Below are 23,438 nucleotides of genomic sequence, written 5' to 3'. Positions count from 1 at the left end.
CGGTCCACCACCAAGCGAGCTGAGAACCATAATTACCAGCCAAAACAGTGCAGACGCTGGCGCGCCTATAGCTGACGTGCCCGCGCCGGATGCGCCTGTGCCGGGCGCACCAGCCAGCGCAGTCGTACCGGCCGATCAGGCAAACCCTGCCTTTGCGGCGGCGACCAGCACAGCCTCCGCAGCCGGGCACACTGAGGCCCCACTGGCTCAGACTTCCCCCACCCAAGCCGGGCATCCCAACCAAGCCGGGCATCCCAACCAAGCCGGGCGGCGGCGTCGGCGCGTAGTGCATTTGGGGCCGAAGGACCGCGAACGGGTGGCCGAGGGCGCCAACCTTGAACAGGTTGTGCAGGAGGCGCTGGGCAAGGTGGATGCTGAAAGGCCAGCTTGGAGCCGTGAAGATTTGCGCCGCGAGGATCCGTCCGCGCACGCCAATGACGCGCGACTGTTAGGTGACGTCCCGCCGCACTACGGCAACGGCGTCTAGGCTTGGCCGTTCGGTGTCCTGGTAGGGCGATGTCCTAGCTGGGCGGCGGTTTGGCCGGGCGGCGGCCCGGACGACGTCGTCAGCCTCGGCGGCATTGCCATCAGCCCCAGAGGCTGCGTCCCGGCGCCGTCGTCGGCCCCGGCATCGACCCTGGAGGCAACCAAAAATGCCTAGAATTGGTCAAAGTATAAGTTGTTGAACTAAAGTATAAGTACTTGAACTACAGATACTGACATTTCATCCCTTCCCTATAAAACCCCATGAATTTTTTATAGGGAAGGGATGATTTTGCCTGTATTTGTATGTATTTTGCCTGTGTTTGTACTTGCACCTGCCTACTTATGGCGGTGGCGGTTTATGCGCTTGACCATGCGCCTACGCAGCTGCCAGTGCACTGGTTCGTCGCCCTGCCATTGCAGGCGGTGCGAAAGCACACCCAGACGCACCTGCACGCCGCCCAGGCGCCCGCCAGATTCCACGCCAGATTCCACGCCAGTTTCACCCTGGGCCTGGGCAAGGGCGTCACGGCCGGCGTCAACCCGCTCATGCGGGGGCACGTACAAGGCAGTACGCACTTCGGGGGCATCTTGCGCCTCGGCGCCGTCGCTGGGACGACCAACAGCGTAACCATCTTCTTCCTGCGTGCTAGCAGTGGTGGAACCATCGGCACGCACCGGCCCCTGCACCACGCCCATGGTCTGGGTTTGGGGCAGCTTATCGGTGTGCCGCGACAAGGGCAGCGCCGCCGTCGGCATAATCAGCACAGACAGGGCACCAGCCAAAATCAAGGTGGAAGCCACATCGCGGGTCATGGTTCCGGCAGAAACCGCCACCTGGGTCACGGCCACAATAATCGGCAAGGCGGTGGTGGAATAGCAGGCCACCTGCAGGCTTTGACGCCAGCTAAACACCCGCGAGCCGTCGCGCTTGCGCTCAGCGGCGCTCACCAGCAGCACCGGCACTCCGCGCACGGCCACCAGCAGCACCAAGAAACCCAAAATCGGGCCAATCTTTTCACTCAGGTTCGACACGGTAATGGTCATGCCTGAAGTTACAAAGAAAATCGGGATGAAGAAGCCATAGGCCAAACCATCAAGTTTTTCCTCAAAGGGCCGCGAGCCCTCCGGCAGCACCCGGCGCAAAATAATTCCCGCCGCGAACGCCCCCAGCACCACGTCAAGCTCAAACACTTCAGCCAGTGCACACAGCCCCACCAGCAGCAACACGGCGGCGCGAATAGTGGTTTGGGCGGTGGTGTGCTGCCCGCGCTGAATTGCCGCGACCAGGCGCGTACCGGCCCGCTTAACCCGCTCGTTGAACACGATGATTAGCGCCGTGATAGCCACAAAGCCGGCCAACACCAGCGCCGAAGCCCAGGTGGCGCGACTTCCCAGCAGCAGCGCCATCAGCACAATCGGGCCGACTTCACCAATCGCCCCATGGTTTAGCACGGCGGCACCCACTGAGGTAGATAGCAGCCCGCGCTCGCGCAAAATCGGCAGTAGTGTGCCCAGGGCGGTGGAGGTCATGGCAATAGCCAGGGCTATAGCGCCGTCGCGCATATCAGTAATTGACCCCACCCCCATGGCGATCACCGCCGCGAAAGCCAAGCCCAGCGAAGCAAACCACCCCACTATGGCGTGGCGCCCGCCTGAGCCGCGCAGCTCCCCCAGGTCTAGCTCATAACCGGCCAGCAGGAACAGGAAACCCACGCCCAGTTCACGCAGGAAGGAAATTGGTTCGCCCGCCTCGGTGAGTGTAAAGCCAGCCGCACCCATGGCCATTCCACCGGCCAGCAAAAGCACAGTTTCTGGCACAAACCCGCCTGGGATGGCCCGCGCAATGAGCGGCGCTAGAAATATTACGGTGGCGATTAAAAACAGCGCCCCAAAGGCATCTCCTAGCATGTTCCCTCCAATCTAAAACCCGGCACAATAGAGGCATGGACGATCACCCCTACCTGCGCCGTCTTTGTGACGGTACTGTCAAACAGCTTAGCCCTTTCACTGGCACGGAAGTGTGGACTGTACCCGGCCGCGCTAACCGCCCCTTGCGCCTGCCTCAGGTTGAGGTGCGTCCTCTCAGTTCCCACATGCACACTCACACTTGTGCTTTTTGTAGCGGCCGTTATCTGGAGACGCCGCCTGAATATGCCCGTATCGTGCGTTTTGCCTCGGTTAAGGACGACGACGCCGCTAGCGCCGACGCCGGAGCGAGGACTAAGGCCTCTGGGGCCAACGCCAGGCTGGGTGCCGACGCCGGGGCAGGCGACACTTGGCACACGTTTTTTGGCTTGCTGCCTGAATATTTAGATCAGAGCGTAGCCGAATTTCGGCGTATCCCCAACCTTTTTGAGATTTTACCGTTCAATTATTGGCAAGCTAACTATGGTTTTGAGCTGCCTGAGCGCTGCCGTGACCGGCTCGAAAACTACCTGGCTGACGCCGCCGGATATGAGCATTTGCGCGCCATTGTAAGCGCCAAGCTGCGTGCCTCCGGAGCTGGCGACGCAGAGATTGCCGACCTGAACCTGAGCGACATTCGCCGTCACAGCGCCGGCTTTTTCGGGGGCAGCCATGATGTGTTGGTGGCCCGCCGCCACTGGCGCGATGACGCCGTCGACACTACCGGCTTGGCTGGCAGCGCCACTTTAAGCGTGACCGAGCACCGCGTGTGGACCCAGTGGGCGGTTAACGCCATGCACGCGCAGTACCTGCAAAACAAGCACGTTAAGTATGTGGCCGTGTTCCAGAACTGGCTGCGCCCGGCCGGCGCTAGCTTCGATCACCTGCACAAACAGGTGGTGGGCGTGGATTCGCTGGGGGCTAGCTTGCAGGCTGAAATTGCCCGAGTGAACGCTAACGGAAATATTTACCGCGATTTTGTGGATTGGGCTTACCGGGCGGGTTTGGTTGTGGCCGCTAACGACGGCGCCGTGGCCCTGGCTGGGGTGGGTCACCGCTACCCCTCGTTGGAGGTCTACTCCACCGGGCCGGTCTCTGAGCCGTGGCTGATGGAGCCCGAACAGGTGGATGCGGTTTCTGATTTGGTGCACGCCCTACACCAGGCTACGGGCACGCAGGTACCACTAAACGAGGAGTGGCATTACCGCGCCCCGGGCGTGGCTAAGGAAATGCCTTGGCGGGTGGTGCTTAAGTGGCGTGTTTCCACTTTGGCGGGTTTTGAGGGCGCCACCAAGATTTACCTGAACACTATTGATCCGCGTTCGCTACGCGAGCGGGTGGTGCGCGAGTTGGAACAGCTGCGCGCTAGCCAAGCCGGGGCATTGGCGCCGGGCATCCGCATTGGTGACGAATGCGAGCAGCCCTATCTGCAATACGGCAGGGCCTGACACCGTCTAGTAACTCTGCGTCTTACAGCGCGGTGACGAAGGCAGCCAGGCCGAAGAAAATGCCGGGGGCGTTAGCGGCTGCCAGCGGCAGGTCACGAGAAGGCTTGAACAGGCCGTAGTACACCCACAGGCTGCAGTTGATTGCAGCTACCAGAGGCTGCAGCGGGTTACCGGCCTGGCCGTTGAGGTTGCTCACGATCTGAGGAACGTAGGCAACGTACATGCACACGGCCATGAAGGTAGCAACCCACCCCAGGACCTTTTCCTGCTTAACGGTCAGCGCCAAACCAGAGCGAACTTCCGGCTCAGAAGCGGCTTGCGCGTTCTTTTCATCCTTTGAGGATTCGGCTTGCTTAGACATAACATTCCTTATCTATAGATCTTTGGTTCCGAACATATTAGGGAATTAGTCAGACTGAATGCGAGTGGAACAGATCACATTCAGCCTGTAATTCAATAGGAAATACCCAAGTCAGCAACCTCTAAGCACTATTCATATGGGCGCTGAGCTGCACTTTTATCAGCCTGCCAGCACTGCAAGCAGGCGCAAAGCCTAGTTATGAGTTAATTCAACTAGCACTTCAGCGTGATTGGTGTGAGGGAACATGTCGAACAACCGCGCCCGGCGTACCCGATAGCTACTCATTACCTCTAAATCTTTGGTCAGTGAGGCCGGATTGCAGGAGGAATACAGCACTCGTTGAATGCCGCTGTCTTCAATTGAGGCCGCCAGTTCACCAATGCCGCGCCGGGGTGGGTTAACTACTAATAGATCAGGCTTGTCGTGACCATAGACCTGGCCCGAGGCATCCAGCACGGAGGCGTCGCCTGCTTCAAAGCGAACCTGCGGGCTAGTCAGGCCCAGCTGGGCGGCGGCCGCGCGGGCGCCATCGATGGCAGGGGCAGAAACTTCCACCCCCAGCACCTGCGCACCGGGCTGGGCTAGGGCCAGGGCAAAGCCGCCCACGCCGCAGTACAGATCCCAAATCGACTGGCTGCTTTGGATTGCGTCAGGGTACGCCCCGTCAGCCCCGGGCTCACCCGTCAAGGCGCCAGCTTGTCCACCAGCCCCTTCTCGCTCAGCCTCAGCGCCCGTCAAGACGCCACCACCCGCATAGTCGCGCGCCCAGGCGCGGGCTTGGGCATAGAGCCCGGCGGCCACGCCACTGTTGGTTTGGAAGAATGACTGCGGGGGCAGCACCAGCGGCAGGACGCTTTTTTTGTTATTTACGACGACGCCGTCCGCCCCCAGTTCCGGCAGATACAGCGGCATGTCCAGGGTTGAGTCCTGGCTCAAAATAATTTCGCGCTCGCCCTCCAAGATTGCGGCCGGGCGGGGCTGAATATTTACCGACAGCACCCGCAAGCCGGGCAGCTCGCTTTGCAGGCGGGGTGCACCTTTACGGATAGCCGGCAACTGCGCCGTCGAGCGCAAAACGAAACGCACCATCAGCTGGCCGTTAGCCGAGGCAGTAACCAGCACATGCTTAAGCTCCCCGCGCCGCTTGACGATCGAGTAGGGCTGCAGCCCCATACGGGTAATTGCGCGAGTTAACGGGGCTAGTGCGGCTTTAATTTCGTTTACATGCAGCGGGCAGGAAGTTAAATCCGTGCCGTTGTCGAAACGGTCAACTAGCCCCAGCGCCGGGGCATGGGTTGCGCCCGAAACCGCCAGTTTGGCTTTATTGCGGAAGTGGCTGGGGGCGCTGGCGAAAGGTTCAAGCCAGGCGGCCGCCTCAACCTGGCCGGCAAGTGTGGCTTGCACCGCAGATTGCTTTAATTGCAGCTGCTGCGCCAGGGGTAGATCAAGGTTGGGGCAGGAGCGACACAGGGAGGCGTCGTGGAGCTGACAGAGCACGGTTACAAGCCTACAGGCTCAGTATGCTGCACGAAGTTGCGTTGAGAGATAAAAACTTTACTTTGTATGTAGTCGGACTTTTTGACGTTTATCCAGGTCAAATTCGCTTTTGCAGAAACCTGGGAACGCTATTTAAATTTCCCAGGAAATTCACAGCTTGCCCAGGGGTGTTCTTACAGGCAGAGGGGGTTAAATTCTTACTACCGCCAGAGGTTAGCGGTCGCGAGGGTTGGGGAGCCTGATGACCGGCCGAGAGCTAGTTGGACTGAGGTTTAAGGGAGCCTACAGTGAACGTTCTGGCGAAGGAGGCGCCCTCCCCGATCTGGGAACACGGGTTGAGGAACCTCATTGGCGATGGGCCGCACGTGAAACGTGCGGCCCTCGGCATTTTCTTAAGCTTTTTACGAAGTCATCATAAACAATGCTTATATTTACAAAGCTATAGGTTTATCCGCTTTAGTCCTAAAGACCTAAAAGTAAACAATTAGAACTTTTGCCCAGAGATGCCGGATCTTAAATACTGGGGCTTTTACTTTGGTAAGAACTAGCCGGTTATTGATCGGGTATTAGCCAGGTATTGGCGATGCACTTGGCAGCAATCGTGCGCTTTGTGTCTGCCCCATAGTGGGCCTTCAGTGCTTATGGCCCACCTCGGTTGCCCTTTAGGCAACAAAAAGCCAACCTTTGGGTAACAACTCAGCCAGCCTTGGACAACAAAAAATCCGACCTGGTTTCCAGGTCGGATCGTCTGTTTGGTGGAGCTAAGGGGATTCGAACCCCTGACCTTCTCATTGCGAACGAGACGCGCTACCAACTGCGCCATAGCCCCATGGGCGGGTTTAGCTTAGCACAGCGCGCGGCCCGCGTAAATTCTGCGAGCCATGCCCTGGCGGCTTACTCACCCGCCGCCTGCTTATTCACCCGCCGCGCGACGCCGCTCCAAGACAGCATCGAGGTCGATCGGCTTGAAGTCTCCAGCCACAGACTCCACATCCAGCGACACGTTAGCCGGCGCGGTGGAGGGACGTACCGGGTTAACCACGCCGGTTACTTCCTTGGCTGAGTTGAAGTCCGCCTCAGCCTCTACAACCCGGCGACGCGGCCCACGCGCAGCCATGGTGTAGCTGGGGGCGGGCACGTTCACCGGTTCCCACTTGGTGGCGCTAGCGGCCTTGGGGGCAGCCTTGGCAGTCTCGACGACGTCGCCAGCGCTGTCAGCGGAAGTCACCTTAGCGGCAGAGACTGGCTTGGCAACAGCCGAAGCAGACGCAGTAGCCGAGGCGGCCGGCTTGGCAACAGTCGGGGCAGGCTTGGCGGCCGGCTCAACCTGGGTGGCCGGCTTAGCGGCCGGCTTAGCGGCCGAAGCGGCAGCCTTAGCAACAGCCTGCTTAGCTTCAGCTTGCTTGTTTAGGCGCGCCAAGTACTTAGCTTCAGTGGCGGTTTTAGCTTCCCGCACCAGCTGGTCCTTAACCTTAGCTACCTGCTCACGCTGGCGCACATCGGTTTCCTCGGCGCTTTCGTGGGCCCGGCGCTCCTGCTCAGCCAGCTCCTTACGGGCAGCGGCAGCCTCCTGCTCACGCAGGCGAGCCGCCTCGCGGCGGGCAGCTTCCACACTCGCCTTACGAGCGGCAATCTCAGCCTCGCGCTTAGCTTTAGCTTCCTTGACGGTCTTGGCGGATCGGCCTACGCCTTCAAGCTGCTCCTCCAGCTGGCTTACCCGCACAGCCAGGGCAGCATCATTTTTGGCGCTAACACGACGTACGCGCACGTCACCAACCATAGCGGCCGCAAGCAGGGCCGCCGTCGGCAAAACCACAAACCAAGGCCAAGTAAAGACCCCAGCTAAAACCCCTAGAAGCACAGTTACGCCGGCTAAAGACCCCATCAGGATGCGGCGAGTTTTGGCAGCAGCTGAAGCCTTGGCCTGGTGAGCAGCCTGAGCCCGCTTTGCCTTCGCTAAATCACGCTCCAGGCGCGCGGCACGCACGTTCCTCACGGCAGGTCGATTCATGACCTTCACCTCCGGGCTAAAAATCAGCCTAGCAATATCATTATTATTCGCGTGACCTGGAGTTTTACCAGCCGCCATAGCCGTATTTAACACACGTAGGTAGGGCGAGTAGCGATCCTGGTCATGCGAGTAGACTGCAAGCCTATCGCGCCTGCGCAAATGTGGCAGCAAATAGAACGAGATTGCGCCCGCCAGCGCAAAACCAAGAACCGCCTGAAACACCATACGACTAAAAGTAAGGGTTTATACAGGAGGCATCCGGAAGTTTCGCGGCGTGTCGTTACTATTGCGTTACATATCTAAAAGTAGGCAATGCAATTGCGTCCCAGCATTAACTTGCGTAACTTCTTCGGGCACTACCGCAATAGCATTTGCATAGGCCAGACCAGAAATAGTTTGCACCCCTGGAGCCTGGGTGGGGTGGGCCTGATAGCCAGTGCTGGGGGCGCCAGCTAGCTGCACCGGCACAAATTCACGCATCCCCGCCGGGCTAGACCAGGATGTAGAAACCGCCGCCGGCAGTGAGGGGCGGTGAATGTCCTGCCAGCCCGCAATTGAGCGCAGCACCGGGCGCACAAACACTTCAAAAGCCATCTGGGCGCTGACCGGGTCACCGGGCAGACAAAACACCGGAATACCGTCACCTAGCGTGCCCACACCCAGCTGGCGTCCCGGGCTCATCGCCACCGTGTCAAAACGCACCGTGCCCAGCGGTGAGAGCACCTCTTTAACCGTGTCACCCTGACCCACACTCAAACCACCGGTGGTGATCAGCAGGTCAGAACGCACCAGCTGGTCCTCCAGGGTTTCGGTAAGGGCGTGGTACTCGTCGGGGACGGCACTCACTCGGAAAGGCTGCCCGCCGGCGTCGGCCACCGCTGTGGACAGGGCGTGACCGTTAGCGTCATACACGTCCCCCGGCTCAGCGCGCTGGCCGGGCTCAATCAGCTCGTCGCCAATAGAAACCACCACCACGCGCGGCACCGGGTGCACCGCCACGCGCTGGTGACCCAGCGAAGCCAGCAGCGCCACCTGGCGCGCCCCAATTCGGCTGCCCTTAGAAAGCACGGTAGCGCCGGCCTCAACGTCCTCACCCAACATGCGCACCCGCTGGCCAGCATTGACCTTGCGGTTAATGGTCACCTGCGCCTCACCCCGGTCGGTGAACTGCCAGGGAACCACGGCGTCGGCCCCGATCGGCATGGGCGCACCAGAGTCAATCAGCACCGCAGTGCCGGGCACAAGATGGGTGCGGCGCACATCCCCCGCGCGGACGGCGTCGATCACATCCAGCACCACCGGCGTGGCCGGGGAGGCGCTGACGCAGTCCTTGGCGCGCACCGCGTAACCGTCTAAACCGGCCAGGTTCGCGGGGGGCATATCCACGTCAGAAACGATATCTGCAGCTAGCACCGTGCCCACGGCGTCGGAAAGTACCACGTCAAGCGGCTCAGCAGCGTGGGCTACCTCAAGGCAGGCCGATAAATGTTCAGCGACGGTACGCATTTGAAACTCCTGTGGGGTCAGTGGCGCGACACTTAGGGATACTTTTAGGGTACCCTGGAAGTACGAGAAACCGGATCAAGTGAAGGGAACTCAATGACCGACACCGTAGTCGGATTGGACGTTGACGATCTTAAGGACCACCTGCGTTACAAGCTTCGCCGCACGCGCGCTGCGTACAGCCACCCGTCCCGCCGCCACGACGCCCGTTGTGCGGCTTTGGCCGAAAACGTCTTTCAGGCTTTAAACGGCGCTCAGGCCGTGGCCGCCTATGTGTCTGTAGGAGACGAGCCCTGTACTCGTCTACTTATTGATGAGCTGTACGCCGCCGGTGTGCAGGTGCTCCTGCCTGTGCTTGGGCCCCACCTGTCGCGCAGTTGGGGCTGGTTCCGTGGTAGCGATGATCTGGCTACCCGCGCTCCCGGCCGTCCCCCCGAGCCTTCTGGCCTGGTGCTGGGGCCTGCCGCTATCACGCTGGTGCAAAGCGTATTGGTGCCGGCGCTGGCAGTTGATGCGCACGGCAACCGCCTGGGTCAAGGTGGCGGCTGGTATGACCGAATGCTGCCGCTGGTTAACCCTGGTGTGGAAACTTTCGCGCTACTGCACCCCAACGAGTATCTGACCGACACGGTCCTACCCACTGCCGAGTTTGACCGCCCGGTTAGCGGCATTATCACCACGGAAGGCATCACCCGCTTCTAGTGGGCCTCGCCTGCGGGCTGCTCTTATGTTGGCCCTCGCCTGCGGGCTGCTCTTGCCTGGGTCCCGGCCGGCGCTGAGAGCTCCCCGTTAACAGCGCGCCCGCACACTATCCCCGCGTCCTTGGAACGTAAGTTCTTGGGCGCGGGGTGTTTTTTGCCGACGACGGCGTAGGGGCCTTTTGCCGACGACGGAGTAGGGCCACACCGTAGGCGCCTGCCTGCGCACTGCGCTGCGGCTTTGGCGACGCTGCTTTAGGGCGGTGCTGGCGACTCTTTGCCGGTGACGCCGCGGCGGGCAGCGCTTTGCGAGGCGGTTTTGCGCGCCTGTGGATAAAAAATTTCCTGAATGCCACCTATCCACAGTCGCCAGGCAGGCGCTGGACTAAATGCTCAACACTTGAATCATGCAACGCAAAACCGGCCCTGCCGCTCACTGCCCGGGACTCAACCAGGAACTCGATGAGCCCCAGCGCAGCTTTAGCCTGCGCTTTAACTCAGGGTTTAAGGAGCCCTCGTCGCTCAGCTGGGCTGATAGCCAAGGGCCCCAGCTTGCACCCGGACAGACTAGTACTGACCAGCTCCGTGACGGCCTCCAGCAAAGGGCTAAGCCAGCATCCGGGCAGGTCAATCAGGGGCTCAGCCAATTAGCTAGGGCCTCTTGGCGCGGCCAGCTGTGGCTGCACCGGCGGCTAATTACCGCCTTAGCTGTGCTTTTATGCGCGCTACTAGCAGCCCAGGCACTAACTAACCCCAGCCAGGCAAAAGTGTGGGTAATACGCACGGATATGTCTTTGGGGCAAGTGATCAGCAGCAGCGACGTCGTCCTAAGCAACCTGCCAACCTCGCCACCGCAAGCGGTACGCACCTCCCCAGTGGGCCGAAAACTGAGCATTGACCTACCCAAAGGCACAGCACTGATTGAATCAATGCTTACCGGGCCGGCGCTCTCACATCTAGGCAAGCAGCAGCGGGTGGTGCAGTTGCAGATACAAACCGGCTCGCAGCTGGCGCGTATAGGCCAGCAGGTGGACATTGTGGGTTCGGTGGACGGTACCACTAATGGCGGGGTGGTTTCTAGTGACGGCGCATACTCCAAGGTGGGGGCGCAGGTATTGGCGCGGAAAGTCACAATTGTTGATGTAGAGCCGCCAAACAAAGCGAATCTCACCCAAACACAAGGGACTATGAGACTAATAACGTTTGCAGTTAAGGAAACTGAGGCTACGCTTTTATGCGGCGCGGCTTCCCAGGGCCCGCTTTCAATAGTGCTCAGACCCTGAAACGGGGTAGGCACACCCACTTCACTTAAAACTTCAGGGGGGAAAACCATGCTTAAGGGCTTCCGCGACTTTATTTCTCAGGGCAACGTGGTCGACCTTGCCGTCGCCGTTATTATCGGTAACGCTTTCAAGCCGATCGTTGACAAGGTAACCGCTTTCATCATGGGCATCCTGGCTCAGCTAATCGGTTCCCCGAACTTCGACTCTGTGCTGCAGTTCAAGATTGACCCCAGCTCCAAGGAATACATCCAGCCCGGCGCCATCCTGACCCAGGGCATCAACTTCCTGCTGGTGGCCGCCGCTGTTTACTTCTGCATCGTGCTGCCCATGAACAAGATGCGCGAGCGCAAGGCTGCCAAGGAAGCCGCAGCTCCGGCCGTTCCCACCGAGACCGAGCTGCTCAGCGAGATCCGCGACCTGCTGGCCAAGCAGAACTGATCTTCTCTTCGCATACACACAAGTACATACAAGTACATACAAGTACACACAGGTACATACAAAATCGTCCCTCGCCTATAAAAAATTCATGGGGTTTTATAGGCAAGGGACGATTTTTCAGTATTTGTAACCCATCCATCTCATCCATCTAGCCTCCTACACCCTTAACCACTCCCGGTTTCACGCCGCACCCCATCGGCACATGCCGCCACCAGCCTGACGCCGTCGACCCACGCAGCCACCCTGCACACAACCAGCTGGTCGCCAAGGCACCGCCGTCAAGCTCCACTACCAAGCTGCGCCCGCACCTAAAATTTTCCGGCCTAAGCAAGTGACACTAAGGCGAGGGTCTGCAAAGATGAAGCTATGGCGTTTCCTAAAAAACATCTATCCGCCGGCGAGTACGTAGTTGACCACATGCACACCCACCCCAAAGTACTGGGTTGGCGCATCTTGGGCACCGTGTTACTCATTATCGTAGCCATCATCGCCAGCGTAATTGCACCGCAGTCGTGGCAGCCTTGGGGACTTTACGCAGTCTGGATCCTGGCGCTTATCGTGGCTTTCCCGCTAATGATCATCCCCTGGCTGGAGTGGCTAAATAAAACCTTCACCATCACCAACCGCCGCATCATCACCCGCAAGGGCATTTTCAACAAAGACGGTCACGACATCCCCCTATCGCGTATCTCTGACATCCGTTACGAGCGCGGCTGGACTGACCGCATTTTCGGTTGCGGCACACTGATTTTGGAAACCAGTGCCGAAAAGCCGGTGCGCCTAGAGGACATCCCCAAGATTGAGACCGTGCACGTGCGCCTGGCCAACATGCTCTTTGAGACTGACGCCGACGCCGACGACCGCGCCGCCGGTGGTTACGATCGCCCCGCAGATCCGCAGGCTCCGGCCGGACCGGGTGCTCGCGTCGAGGGCTGATTACATAGCAGCAGGCTAGACACTGTGGGGTCGTGGCGTGGGGTCGACCGCGCAGGCCTGCCGCGCCCAGGCCATCGCCGAAGATATCCCCACCGCCAGCTCACCCAAGCTGGATGGGATGCCTGGTGGTGGGTTCAACCCCCACGGGGCAGAGGAGAGGATCATGGCGCACCTGGAGCGGATTGATAACCGCCAGCGCCGCCAACGCACTCATCGGCTCTGATCCTAGCGAGGCTGATGAGTTGGACTACTCCTCCCAAACGGCATTAGCTGCAAGTATCTGGAATGCTATGAATAGCTTCAGTACACACATTTGGGGGGCTGGACTACTCGAACTTGCTGGAGATTCGACTGAAGAAGAGCGCCAGGCTTGTTGCAACGCGTTGGCTGGATACCTGTTGGCGCGATCACGCTAAGGGGAAGATCAAGTTGGGTGCGGCCGAAGAGTCATCCTTCCGCCGCACCCAACTGCCTCTTCCTTCGGAACCAGAAATACCGCGTAAGCACCGTTGCGACTGACACGATTATGGGATAAGCCAAGTAGACAATTCTGCCGTCGTGGAGGTAGTACGCTAGCCGGCCTTCTACTACAGGCCCAACACTCGCCGCTGCCGTGAGCACCGTCAAGACGATAATGGAGGGCAGCCTCAATGTCGTGAAAAGCTTGCGGTTAGCAATCGCTGCGTAGCCAAGAACATTCAAGACTCCACTAATATCGAGCAGCACTAGACCAAACCACGTTATCTCACGCAGTGGCCCGACATTTTTTCCACTCTCGATAAAAACTGCGTGCTGGTTTGCGATAAGCCAACAGTCGATAGCCACCAGCACAGCGAAAAGCAGCCCAAACTTCAGCACCTGGACGCCCTGAGGCGACAAAGCCTTCTCGAGCGCCCCTAAAGCTTCTCGCAGCAGTTGCCGTACCTGTTCCATACCTCTATGAGACCACAACACCCTGGAGAAAGCATGGCTCGTGATGGCACGAACCGGGGCGACGCCGCGTCCGCGCAGGCACCAAACCCGAGCCCTTGGCAGACCGCCTGGCTGACGGCCGCACCGACAGAATCCTGGCTACCGATGAGATGCCCGAGCCCTATGACTTCACCAGTACCGACACCGACAAAGGCTGCGCGCAGTTCGTTTCAAAGCGTCTGCTGGAGGCCTATGCGCAGTCGTTCGTGCGGTTCATCCAATGCGAGAAAGCCATTTCCGATTTCGGGCTGTTGGGTAAGCACCCGACAACGGGTGCTGCGATCGCGTCCCCGTTTGTGGCCATGTCGCAGAGTTTTCAGAAGCAGGCGAATGTGTTGTGGTACGAGATTTTCGACATCGTCAAAGCCAACTGCACCCAGACCGCACCCACACGGAAACAACGTCGAAAAGTATCAAGCGCTGGGAAGCAGGGAATCCCCCTTTTGGGCCCTTACGGGCGTTCGCTAACGCAGCGGACGCCCGTTGTGTTTGTTAACACCTTTTTTGCACTTGATGCAAATATGCATTGGGTGCAAAATTGTTTCCCGTGAAACATTCTGTGAAACAACTTCACTGTCCGGTAGTGTTGGACACTGAAATGCCGCCTCACAAACGGCGTCGCTATAGGGCGATTCGCCAGGCTGCCGCCGAGTTGGTTCGCGAGCGTGGCTATGAGGCCATGACTTACGACGCCGTAGCTGAGCGCGCCGGGGTCTCACGTCGGACCGTTTTTAATTATTTCCCCACCAAATTCGATCTAATTAAAGTCTGGCCCACGCTCGACGCTAAAGCCTTCGCTCATATCGCTACCAATAGCGAAAATTTCCTAGCAGATCTGCGTGAACTGCTGCTTGAGCGTGCCAGGCACCTTGACGGCGACCGGGCAGAATTTTTGTTACAGCGCGAAATTGCCGCAACCGACCCGGAAGTTCACAACCGCATCGACGCAGCAATTCGCAACTCTTTTGAGTCACTGCGCCCAGCCTTAGCTCAGCGCACCCAGCTCAGCGAAGATGACTCTCGACTACGAATGGCGGTCTACCTGATGCTGGCCATTGAGCGCGCAGCTTTCGATGAGTGGCTAGATAACGACGCTTTCAGCTCTGCCACTTTAGAAGAGGCCATTGATCACACCTTGGCTTTGATGGTCTCCCTTGTTGGCTCAGGGACTGACCTCCCCCCAGTAGCCAAGCCGAGCCCTGCCGTCGAACCTAAAAAGATTAACCAAGCCAAACGCAAGAAGCAGGAGAAGGAAGGAAAATGAGCACACAAAAGCACGCAAGCGCGCTCGCACCAGCCGCCGCGCCCGCATCGACCTCAGCCCAGGCTGCCACGCCCGCATCGACCTCAGCCCAGGCTGCCACGCCCGCACAAACAGGCACAGTAACACAAACCAGCTTTAAGCCAGACCGCCGTTTCTGGGCGGTGTATGTGGCTTTGCTGCTGGTGATGTTCTTGTCAGCCATGGACCAGACCATCGTAGGCACGGCCCTACCCACAATCGTGGGTGAACTGGGCGGCGCCGAGCACATGTCGTGGATTATCACCGCCTACACCCTGGCCATCACGGTTGTTATGCCGCTTTACGGCAAGCTAGGTGACCTGGTGGGCCGCAAGAACCTGTTCTTGGTGGCTATCGGCAGCTTCCTGCTGGGCTCTACCCTGTGTGGTTTTTCTACCGACATGACCCAGCTCATTGTTTTCCGTGCCCTACAGGGCGTGGGTGGCGGCGGCCTGATTATCTCTTCTCAGGCAGTTATGGCTGACCTGATCCCGCCGCGTTACCGTGGCAGCTACGGCGCCCCGATTGGCGCCATGTTCGGTATCGCCTCGGTACTGGGTCCGATCATTGGTGGCTGGCTAACCGACTCGGTGTCTTGGCGTTGGACTTTCTGGATTAACCTACCCCTGGGCGTAATTGCTTTCACCGCCATGGCGCTAACCCTGAAGCTACCTAAGCACAAGCTGACCGCCCCCATTGACTGGCTAGGTTTAGTGCTTATGGATGTTGCGGCGGTGGCGATCGTTTTGGTGGCCACGTGGGGCGGCAGCGAGTACGCCTGGTCTAGCCCGGTGATTATTGGTATGGCTGTGGTGGGTGTGGCCTGCCTGGCGGCTTTTGTGCTCGCAGAGCGACGCGCGGTTGAGCCGATTTTGCCCTATGAGGTGATGACTAACCGCACCTTCGTCCTGGCCACGCTGATGTCCATGCTGTACATGGGGGCCATGTTTGGCGCCACCTTGTACCTGCCTACTTACCTGCAAATGGGTTATGGATATTCGGCCACGGTTTCAGGGCTTTTGCTGGTGCCGATGACGCTGGGCATGTTGGCTACTGGTGTTCTCTCCGGCATCGCCATGAGCCGCACCGGCCATTACAAGATCTACCTGATCATTGGCCCGATCGTTGCGGCAGCTGGCACTTTGGGGATGTCCCAGCTGGATGTTCACAGTCCGGTTTGGCTTATCACCCTGTATGCCACGGTTATAGGTGCTGGCATCGGCTTCTTCTTCCAGCTAATCACCACCCTGGTGCAAAATGACGTCAACCCGCGTCACATTGGCACTGCCACCAGCGGTAATAACTTCTTCCGCGAGATTGGCTTGTCTTTGGGCGTGGCCGCGATGGGTACTGCCTTCTCCAGTGGCCTGAAGGACAACCTGAGCGAGAAGATGCGCGCCTTGCTGGCTAACGCTGACCCGGCCACGCTTAAGCAGATGGCGGCTTTCTCTAACGTTGGTGGCGGCAAGGGTACTTCTGGCCTCACCCCCGCCATTGTTAAGACATTGCCGACGCCGTTGCGTAACGTGGTGGTGGAATCTTACGCCGACGCTTTGATTCCGATCTTCGCCTATTTGGTGCCCACCATGCTACTGGCCGCCGTGTTGGGTGCGCTCTTCCGCAAGAAGGAGCTGGGCATTAAGGCCGCCTTGCAGCTGCTGGAAGAAGAGGAGGCCGCCGCTGGTGAGGTTGCGTCTGCTGGTGAGGTTGCGTCTGCTGGTGACGCTGCGCCTGCCACTTCGGTATCTGCCGACGACGCCGTCGCCCCGCCTGTTCAGAAAGCTGCATCCGACAGCTGACCACTAAAAGCAGCTCGGCCCTTAAACCGGCAACTCAGGCAGCCCGGCCCTGCGCCCGCGAGCGCTAGCTGCGAGCGCTAGCGGCTAGCGCAGGGCGGTCCTGGGCTCCCCAGCCGGCCCGTCCACTGCGCAGAACTGCACACAAAAACTGCGTCACCACCTTGGTGGCGCAGTTTTTGTAGTTTCACCGCCCCGGCGTCACTTAACCCGCTCCATTCACTACTTAACCCGCTACTCACTACTTAACCCACTCCCCTTGGCCGTGACACAATACGCATATGGAGTTCCGCTCAGTTTATGATCAAGGCTTTGCCCGTATCGCGGCCGTAACCGCCCCCGTAGCGCCTGCTAATCCAGCTAAGAATGCGCAAACCACCATTGATTTGCTTCACGAAGCCCAAGCTCAGGGCGTAGCTGTGGCCGTGTTCCCGGAACTCAACCTCACCGGTTACGCCATCGATGATCTTTTCCTGCAGGAAGTACTGCTAGAGCAGACTCTGGCCGCAATTGAGTCGGTGCGTCAGGCCAGCGCCGAGCTAACTGTCATGGCAGTGGTGGGAGCCCCGCTACGCCAGGGCAACCGCCTATACAACTGCGCGCTAGCCATCCAGGGTGGTCGCGTTTACGCCGTCGCCCCCAAGACTTTCCTGCCCAACTACCGCGAATTTTACGAAAAGCGCCACTTCGCCTCTGGCGCCAGTGCCGCCACCACCTCTATCACCCTGCCCGGGGTGGGTGACGGCCCCACCCGGGACGACGCCGTCGCCGCCTCCCTCGCAGCCGCCCAGGACGACGCCGTAGCCGCCTCCCCTGCAGCCACCCCGGCCACGCCTACAGCCAACCCCGTAGCCAGCCCGGACTCCCCCGCAGCTGCCCAGGTGAGCCCGAGCGGCGCCGTCGTGCCTTTTGGTAACAAGCTGCTCCTAGACTTCCCCCATATCCCGGGCATGGTGTTGCACATGGAGGTGTGTGAGGACCTGTGGGTACCGGTGGCGCCCTCCGCCCAGGCTGCCCTGGCGGGCGCCAATGTGCTGGTGAACCTGTCGGGCTCGCCCATTACTGTGGGCCGCGCCGACGACCGTGAGCTGCTGGCCCGCTCAGCCTCCCTGCGCTGCAACGCCGCCTACGTGTACGCCGCCGCCGGTGAGGGCGAGTCCTCCACGGACCTGTCGTGGGATGGGCAAACCATGATCTATGAGCTGGGCGAGAAGCTGGCTGAAACTGAGCGTTTCCCGCAGGGCCCGCGCATGGCGGTAGCCGACGTCGATATCCGCACCCTGGCCTCAGAGCGACTACGCCAAGGCAGCTTTGACGACAACCGCGTTGAGCAGCAGGGCACCGCCAGCGACTACCGCACCATTTCGGTGCCGCTAGTGCCCACCCGCGCCGATATTGGTTTGCGCCGCCCGCTAGACCGCTTCCCGTTCGTGCCCGACGACCCGGCGCGCCTAGCCCAAGACTGCTATGAGGCCTACTCGATCCAGGTGGCCGGACTGGAGCAGCGCCTGCGCGCTATCGGCAACCCTAAGCTGGTGATCGGGGTTTCTGGCGGCCTGGACTCCACCCATGCGTTGATTGTGGCCGCGCGCGCCATGGATCGCCTGGGCCGCCCGCGCAGCGACATAATCGCCATCACCATGCCCGGTTTTGCCACCACCGCCGGCACCAAGCGCAACGCTATCGACCTAGCCACCCGCCTGGGCTGCACTTTTGAAGAAATCGACATTCGTCCCGTGGCCACGCAAATGCTTAAAGACATGGGTCACCCCTTCGGACGCGGCGAGGAGGTCTACGACGTCACCTTCGAAAACGTCCAGGCTGGTCTGCGCACCGACTTCCTGTTCCGTATCGCCAATGAGCGCGGCGGGATTGTGCTTGGCACCGGTGACCTAAGCGAGTTGGCGCTGGGTTGGTGCACTTTCGGCGTGGGCGACCAGATGGCCCACTATGGCGTCAACGCCGGCATCCCCAAGACCTTGATCCAGCACCTGATCCGTTGGGTGGTGGCGGAAAAGATTTTCGACGACGCCGTGGGCGCCACTTTGCTTTCGGTGCTGGACACTGAGATCAGCCCTGAACTGGTTCCCAGCAAGGATGGTGAGCCGATCCAGTCCACCCAGGCTAAGATTGGCCCCTACCCGCTACAGGACTTCACCCTGTTCCAGGTGCTGCGACGCGGGGCGCGCCCCAGCCGCATTGCGTTCCTGGCGGAGAAGGCCTGGCATGACGCCTCCACGGGCCACTGGCCGGTGGGGATTCCCGAAAGTGAACAGGTGGCCTACCAGCTGCCCGAGATCCGCAAGTGGCTGGAGCTGTTCATTAAGCGTTTCTTCGCTAACCAGTTCAAGCGTTCCACCCTGCCTAACGGCCCCAAGGTGGTAGCTGGCGGCACTCTCTCGCCGCGCGGCGACTGGCGGATGCCTTCTGATGCTTCCGGGGCCGCTTGGCTGTCCGAGCTAGAGCGCAACGTCCCCAAGGAGTAAGTGCCAACCAGGGCCTTAGCCCAGGCCGGCTGCTAAGCGGCTGAGCCCGCCCAGGCCGGGCAGGTTCAGCCGCGTTTTGTTTAAAGTTTTGGAGGTTTTGGTGCAGTTACTGGCAACTGACTTGGATGGCACTTTATTTAGCTCCCCTAACACTGTGGGGGAGGCAAACACGGCGGCCTGTGCGCGTTGGCGGGCTGCTGGCAACGTGTTGGTGCCCGCCAGTGGGCGCAGTTTGAGCCTGGTTTCGCGCCCGCTAGGGCTGCAGCAGCTGGTTTATGACTACACCATTTGCGCTTCTGGCTGCGTGGTTGCCGACGGCGAGGCTAACGTGCTCCATAACCGCACTATTGCGCCAGCTCAGCTGGAGGCGGTGCTGCGGCCCCTGTTGGAGCGTGAAGATTGCAGCTTCTATTGCACCACGCCGCAGGCGGACTACATTGTTCATGACGCCACCGGTCACCTGGCTAAATTCAGCACTGACCGGCCTGAAAACGGTTTTGTGTGGTCCAGCCTGGATGAGGTGTTGGAGCGAGGTTTAGAGGTTTCCTCAGTGCCGGTTTATATCCCCAACCCGCACACTGCCGACGCCCTGTCTGCCCAAATCAGCCAGGAGTTCGCGGGGCAGCTAGATGCCCCGCGTTCCACCAACTACCTTGATGTGGTCCCACATGGAGTCACCAAAGCCACTGCTTTGCAGTGGCTGGTGCAATACCTGGCCGCCGCAGGCAGGCCGGTGGCCCGCACTGCGGCGGTGGGTGATTCTTGGAATGACTTACAGCTACTAGCGAGCGCCGATATGGCTGCCGCCATGGAAAACTCTGTGGATGGCCTGCGTGAAGCGGCCGGTGGTCACAGCGTGCCTAGCGTGGCAGCCTATATCGATCAGTTGCTGGCGTAGCGGTAAACGTTGGTTTCGCGCAGCTCGAAGCCACAGCGTCGGTAGAGACGGTTGGCAGCTTCACGGCTGGGGCGGCTGGTTAGGTCAACGGTGCGCGCGCCAATCTTCTGGGCGTGTGCCACGGCGGCCTCAACCAGCTGCTGGCCTGCACCCATGCCGCGTGTGCCGGCGTCGACCACCACATCCTCAACCCAGGCGCGCACGCCGGTGGGGATAGCGAAGGTAGCCAGGGAGAGCATACCTAGGATGGTGCCGGCCTCAACCTCGTTGCCGTCGGCAGCGGTGACGGGCTTATCGGTGCGGAAAACGAACAGGTAGACACTGTCCTGGTCCACCAGGGCCTGGGTCTGCTCGGCGGTGAGGGGCTTGGCGCTGCGGCTCAGCTGCGGGATCAGACGCTCCATGGCAGCCACTAGCTCAGGGGAAGACTGCTCGATCAGTTCGACGCTCATATTTGCCTTTCAAATTTACTTTGGCTGGCTTTAAGCCTAACGCCTGGCGTAACTAGCGCACTACCCCACGCCGCCACAACACACTTTTACAGGGCCTGAACGGCTTACAGACCCAGGGCAGTTACAAAGCCAGGGCGGCTTACAGGCCCAGGGCGGCGCGCTCCTCGCTACCCACCCAGTAACGGGTGTTCTCCAGTGCACGGAACCAGCGGGCCAGTGCCGGCCAGAAGCTGATTGAGGGAGAGCCCAGCTCCTCACGGGTGGAGTACTCGTAGGACTGGATCTGGGTGAACAGCAAGATGTCAGCAGCGGTGGGCTTATTGCCGCACAGGTACTGGCCCACAGCGGTCACAGCAGCCAGGTAGGGGTGCTCAGCGAAGGTCATGACGTCCTCGCGGGCAGCCTCCATACCGGTGGCGCGCGCCAGCAGAGTGTCAATCACGTCAAAAGCTGTGAATAGGGTCAGCACCCCGGCGTCGACTAGTTCGGCGTCGCCGTCGGCGTGAATAATCTTGCCCTGGGGGGCGGCCACATGGTCATCTAGCCAGCGCTGCCAGGCGTCAATGGCCAGGTGGTAGGGCTCAGGGTAGAGATCGGGGGCACTGGCAATCTGGAACGGCTTCCAGGCGGTAGCCAGGTCAAAGAGCAGGTCAGCAGAGGAGTCCATAACCACTTCCCCACTGGCCAGTTCAACCAGGGCGGGAATGGTGGGCGGCGGAGTGTAGCCGGGGGTGTTGGCGTAAACCTCAGCCACTGAGGTGGCGTGCAGTACCGGGTCCTCGCCGGGTAGGCCAGAGCCATCAGTTAGCTGCCAGTAGCCGTCCTCGCCACGACCATAGCTCCAGGCCACACGCAGAGCGTTGGTTAGGCCTAGTAGTCGACGGGCAATTAGCACGCGACGGCAGTAAGGGCAGGCGCCGCTAGCAACCAGTCGGTATCGCCCCGGTCCAGGTGCAAGTTCAGAACCAAAACGCTTATGGCTACTAATCGGCATACCAATCTCCTTATCCCAAAGGCCAACGGCCCAGCGCAACGGCATATACAGCGCAAGAACGTGGCGCTGCCCACTAAATTAATGTTACGGTGGCAAGCCGGTTGTGGCTAGGGTCTAAGCAGCTCGTAAAGCAGATGCCCGCTTAGCGCGGCGCTGGGCCTGAATAATTGGGTCAGGAACTGGTACAGCAGCAACCAGTGCTTGGGTATAAGGATCACTGGGGGCAGAGAGCACCTGGGTAGTTTTGCCAGCTTCAACCACCTGGCCTTGACGCAACACCACTACCTGGGAGGCTACCTGCTCCACCACGGCTAGGTCGTGGGAAACAAACAGGCAGGCAAAGCCCAGTTCGTGCTGCAAGTTAGCTAGCAGCTCCAGCACTACGGCCTGCACTGACACATCCAGCGCACTGGTGGGTTCATCGGCAATCAGCAGTTTCGGCTGCAGCGCCAGGGCACGCGCAATAGCCACTCGTTGACGCTGTCCACCACTCATTTCGTGGGGGTAGCGCTGAGCCATCGACGCCGGTAGGCGCACTGCCTCAAGCAGCTCATTCACCCGCTGGCGCCGCTGAGCATTAGTCAAATCAGTGTGTAGCTGTAATGGCTGGCCAATGGAGGCCCCAACTGAGCGGCGTGGATTTAGTGAGGAGGCCGGGTTTTGGAACACGATGCCGGTTTGGCTGCGCACTCCCCGCAGCTTGCGCCCGCTGGCCCCAGCTACTTCCAGGCCATCTACCTGTACTGAGCCGGAGTGGATAGGAACCAGTCCGGTGAGCGTGCCGGCAATGGTGGATTTACCTGAGCCAGATTCACCCACCAGGCCCAGAACTTGGCCGCGCGCAATATCGAAGCTAACCCCACGCACCGCGTGCACGTGGCGGCGCCCATTGCGGTAGACAACGTCTAGATTTTCAATTCGCACTAGCGGCTGGCCGCTATCCCCCGCACGGGAGGCAACGCCATCACCCTCACTAGCGGCGCCGTCGCTGTTAACTGTGGCCACCTTAGCGAGGCCGTCGCCAGACACAGCCGCGACGCCGTCGCCAGCACCGCTGTCAACGCCACTGCCCGCGCCACCACGCAAGCTATTTAGACGCGGCACCGCAGCCAACAGCTGACGGGTGTAGTCATGGCTAGGAGAAGCAAAAATAGTGCGCACATCGCCGCGCTCAATGATTCGCCCGTGACGCATTACCGCCACCGTGTCGGCCACATCGGCCACCACCCCCATGTCGTGGGTGATTAGCAGTACCGCCACGCCTTCACTGGCCAGTTGGCGCAGCAGATCCAAAATCTCGGCCTGCACGGTTACATCCAGGGCGGTGGTGGGCTCGTCAGCAATCAGCACGCTGGGGTGGTTAGCGGTAGCCAGGGCGATGCAGGCGCGCTGCAACTGGCCACCAGAAAGCTGGTGCGGGTAGGAGTCAGCGATCCGCTCAGTTTCGCGCTGATCCCCGCCCAGACCGGCGCGACTAAGGGCGTTAAGTACCTGGGTGCGCACGGCGCGGCGCTGACGCAAAGTGGTGCGCTTACGTTTACCCTCACCGTGGATGGCAATGGCTTCGGCGATCTGGTCGCCAATGGTAAACAGCGGATCCAGGGCGGTGGTGGGTTCTTGGAAGATCACGCCCACATGTTCGCCGCGCACCTGATCCAAAATTTCGCGCGCCGCACCCACCAGTTCCTGGTTTTGGTGGCAGCAATCCAGTACGGCACTGCCACTAACTAACGCGTTAGCCGAAAGTAGCCCCAACGCCCCCATGGCGGTCACAGATTTACCTGAGCCCGACTCACCCACCAGCGCCAACACTTGGCCCTTAATTAGGTCCAGGTTGATCTGCTGGCTGGCGACGACGTCCTCGCCGCCTTGGGCGGGGAAGGTTACGCCAAATTCGCGCAGGCAAAACACCGCTCCAGGCGCAGGCTTTTCAAAGCCTGCGGCGCCTGCAGCCTCGCCACTAGGGCGCTGGGAACTACTTTCGATGCTCAT

At 60.1% G+C, this 23,438-nt stretch carries 20 protein-coding genes, 1 tRNA gene and 1 pseudogene; 12 read left to right on the top strand and 10 right to left on the bottom strand.

Features of this window, described 5'->3' with window-relative positions; genetic code table 11:
* Nucleotides 1-97: 97 nt before the first annotated feature.
* The gene (locus HMPREF0045_RS11075) at nt 98-487 is read left to right on the top strand and encodes a hypothetical protein (protein WP_005987004.1); all 390 of its coding nucleotides are present in this window, start codon (nt 98-100) and stop codon (nt 485-487) included.
* A 335-nt stretch (nt 488-822) separates the two neighbouring features.
* On the opposite strand, the gene HMPREF0045_RS07395 is transcribed toward HMPREF0045_RS11075, so the two are convergent.
* Nucleotides 823-2,394, bottom strand: coding sequence for a cation:proton antiporter (locus HMPREF0045_RS07395; RefSeq protein WP_005987001.1), 1,572 nt, complete (start codon nt 2,392-2,394; stop codon nt 823-825).
* A 35-nt stretch (nt 2,395-2,429) separates the two neighbouring features.
* On the opposite strand from HMPREF0045_RS07395, the gene HMPREF0045_RS07390 reads away from it, so the two are divergent.
* The gene (locus HMPREF0045_RS07390; protein ID WP_005986999.1) at nt 2,430-3,839 is read left to right on the top strand and encodes a DUF4921 family protein; all 1,410 of its coding nucleotides are present in this window, start codon (nt 2,430-2,432) and stop codon (nt 3,837-3,839) included.
* A gap of 22 nt (nt 3,840-3,861) precedes the next feature.
* Here HMPREF0045_RS07390 and HMPREF0045_RS07385 read toward each other — a convergent pair whose 3' ends face one another.
* From HMPREF0045_RS07385 to HMPREF0045_RS07365, 5 genes are all read right to left on the bottom strand, one after another.
* Complete coding sequence (locus HMPREF0045_RS07385; RefSeq protein WP_005986998.1) at nt 3,862-4,200, bottom strand: SemiSWEET family transporter; 339 nt, start codon at nt 4,198-4,200, stop codon at nt 3,862-3,864.
* A gap of 192 nt (nt 4,201-4,392) precedes the next feature.
* Nucleotides 4,393-5,697: a methyltransferase domain-containing protein gene (locus HMPREF0045_RS07380; protein ID WP_005986997.1), complete on the bottom strand. Its 1,305-nt coding sequence runs from the start codon at nt 5,695-5,697 to the stop codon at nt 4,393-4,395.
* 753 nt (nt 5,698-6,450) lie between these two features.
* A tRNA-Ala gene (locus HMPREF0045_RS07375) sits at nt 6,451-6,526 on the bottom strand.
* 84 nt (nt 6,527-6,610) lie between these two features.
* Nucleotides 6,611-7,708 (bottom strand): hypothetical protein, encoded by a 1,098-nt coding sequence (locus HMPREF0045_RS07370; protein WP_005986995.1) that lies wholly within the window; start codon nt 7,706-7,708, stop codon nt 6,611-6,613.
* A gap of 291 nt (nt 7,709-7,999) precedes the next feature.
* The gene (locus tag HMPREF0045_RS07365) at nt 8,000-9,214 is read right to left on the bottom strand and encodes a molybdopterin molybdotransferase MoeA (RefSeq protein WP_005986993.1); all 1,215 of its coding nucleotides are present in this window, start codon (nt 9,212-9,214) and stop codon (nt 8,000-8,002) included.
* A 93-nt stretch (nt 9,215-9,307) separates the two neighbouring features.
* On the opposite strand from HMPREF0045_RS07365, the gene HMPREF0045_RS07360 reads away from it, so the two are divergent.
* The 5 genes from HMPREF0045_RS07360 (at nt 9,308) to HMPREF0045_RS07340 (ending at nt 12,789) form a co-directional block, all read left to right on the top strand.
* A complete protein-coding gene (locus HMPREF0045_RS07360) occupies nt 9,308-9,913 on the top strand; it encodes a 5-formyltetrahydrofolate cyclo-ligase (RefSeq protein ID WP_005986992.1) in 606 nt (201 codons plus the stop codon).
* A gap of 403 nt (nt 9,914-10,316) precedes the next feature.
* The gene (locus HMPREF0045_RS07355; protein WP_005986991.1) at nt 10,317-11,192 is read left to right on the top strand and encodes an SAF domain-containing protein; all 876 of its coding nucleotides are present in this window, start codon (nt 10,317-10,319) and stop codon (nt 11,190-11,192) included.
* A gap of 48 nt (nt 11,193-11,240) precedes the next feature.
* Entirely contained in the window at nt 11,241-11,630 is a 390-nt protein-coding gene (gene mscL, locus HMPREF0045_RS07350; RefSeq protein ID WP_005986990.1) for a large conductance mechanosensitive channel protein MscL, read from the top strand.
* A gap of 366 nt (nt 11,631-11,996) precedes the next feature.
* On the top strand, nt 11,997-12,566 hold the full coding sequence (locus HMPREF0045_RS07345; protein ID WP_005986989.1) for a PH domain-containing protein: 570 nt from the start codon (nt 11,997-11,999) through the stop codon (nt 12,564-12,566).
* Between the two features lie 37 nt (nt 12,567-12,603).
* Nucleotides 12,604-12,789, top strand: a complete 186-nt coding sequence (locus HMPREF0045_RS07340; RefSeq protein WP_040315782.1) for a hypothetical protein — start codon at nt 12,604-12,606, stop codon at nt 12,787-12,789.
* Nucleotides 12,790-13,013: 224 nt separating this feature from the next.
* Here HMPREF0045_RS07340 and HMPREF0045_RS07335 read toward each other — a convergent pair whose 3' ends face one another.
* Nucleotides 13,014-13,499: a hypothetical protein gene (locus HMPREF0045_RS07335; RefSeq protein WP_040315781.1), complete on the bottom strand. Its 486-nt coding sequence runs from the start codon at nt 13,497-13,499 to the stop codon at nt 13,014-13,016.
* A gap of 33 nt (nt 13,500-13,532) precedes the next feature.
* Between HMPREF0045_RS07335 and HMPREF0045_RS10195 the strand changes: the two are divergent.
* From HMPREF0045_RS10195 to HMPREF0045_RS07310, 5 genes and pseudogenes are all read left to right on the top strand, one after another.
* A pseudogene (locus tag HMPREF0045_RS10195) lies at nt 13,533-13,915 on the top strand (terminase); the annotation flags it as partial.
* A gap of 170 nt (nt 13,916-14,085) precedes the next feature.
* Entirely contained in the window at nt 14,086-14,802 is a 717-nt protein-coding gene (locus HMPREF0045_RS07325) for a TetR/AcrR family transcriptional regulator (RefSeq protein WP_155813123.1), read from the top strand.
* Nucleotides 14,799-16,619 (top strand): MDR family MFS transporter, encoded by a 1,821-nt coding sequence (locus HMPREF0045_RS07320; protein ID WP_005986986.1) that lies wholly within the window; start codon nt 14,799-14,801, stop codon nt 16,617-16,619. The genes HMPREF0045_RS07325 and HMPREF0045_RS07320 overlap by 4 nt, the downstream gene beginning before the upstream one ends.
* 278 nt (nt 16,620-16,897) lie before the next feature.
* Nucleotides 16,898-19,102 carry an NAD(+) synthase gene (locus HMPREF0045_RS07315; protein WP_005986985.1) on the top strand — a complete coding sequence of 735 codons (2,205 nt, stop codon included), beginning with the start codon at nt 16,898-16,900 and terminating at the stop codon, nt 19,100-19,102.
* A 76-nt stretch (nt 19,103-19,178) separates the two neighbouring features.
* Nucleotides 19,179-20,000, top strand: a complete 822-nt coding sequence (locus HMPREF0045_RS07310; RefSeq protein ID WP_040315780.1) for an HAD family hydrolase — start codon at nt 19,179-19,181, stop codon at nt 19,998-20,000.
* On the opposite strand, the gene HMPREF0045_RS07305 is transcribed toward HMPREF0045_RS07310, so the two are convergent.
* From HMPREF0045_RS07305 to HMPREF0045_RS07295, 3 genes are all read right to left on the bottom strand, one after another.
* A complete protein-coding gene (locus HMPREF0045_RS07305; RefSeq protein ID WP_005986983.1) occupies nt 19,985-20,452 on the bottom strand; it encodes a GNAT family N-acetyltransferase in 468 nt (155 codons plus the stop codon). The genes HMPREF0045_RS07310 and HMPREF0045_RS07305 overlap by 16 nt on opposite strands.
* 139 nt (nt 20,453-20,591) lie before the next feature.
* Nucleotides 20,592-21,446 (bottom strand): glutathione S-transferase C-terminal domain-containing protein, encoded by an 855-nt coding sequence (locus HMPREF0045_RS07300; RefSeq protein ID WP_005986982.1) that lies wholly within the window; start codon nt 21,444-21,446, stop codon nt 20,592-20,594.
* A 114-nt stretch (nt 21,447-21,560) separates the two neighbouring features.
* Complete coding sequence (locus tag HMPREF0045_RS07295) at nt 21,561-23,438, bottom strand: dipeptide ABC transporter ATP-binding protein (RefSeq protein WP_005986981.1); 1,878 nt, start codon at nt 23,436-23,438, stop codon at nt 21,561-21,563.

Origin of the sequence: Actinomyces graevenitzii C83 (genome assembly GCF_000239695.1) — a bacterium.
In the GTDB taxonomy this organism is placed as follows: domain Bacteria; phylum Actinomycetota; class Actinomycetes; order Actinomycetales; family Actinomycetaceae; genus Actinomyces; species Actinomyces graevenitzii.
The sequence above is the reverse complement of the archived record's forward strand: the minus strand, read 5'-3'. Positions and strand labels throughout refer to the sequence as shown.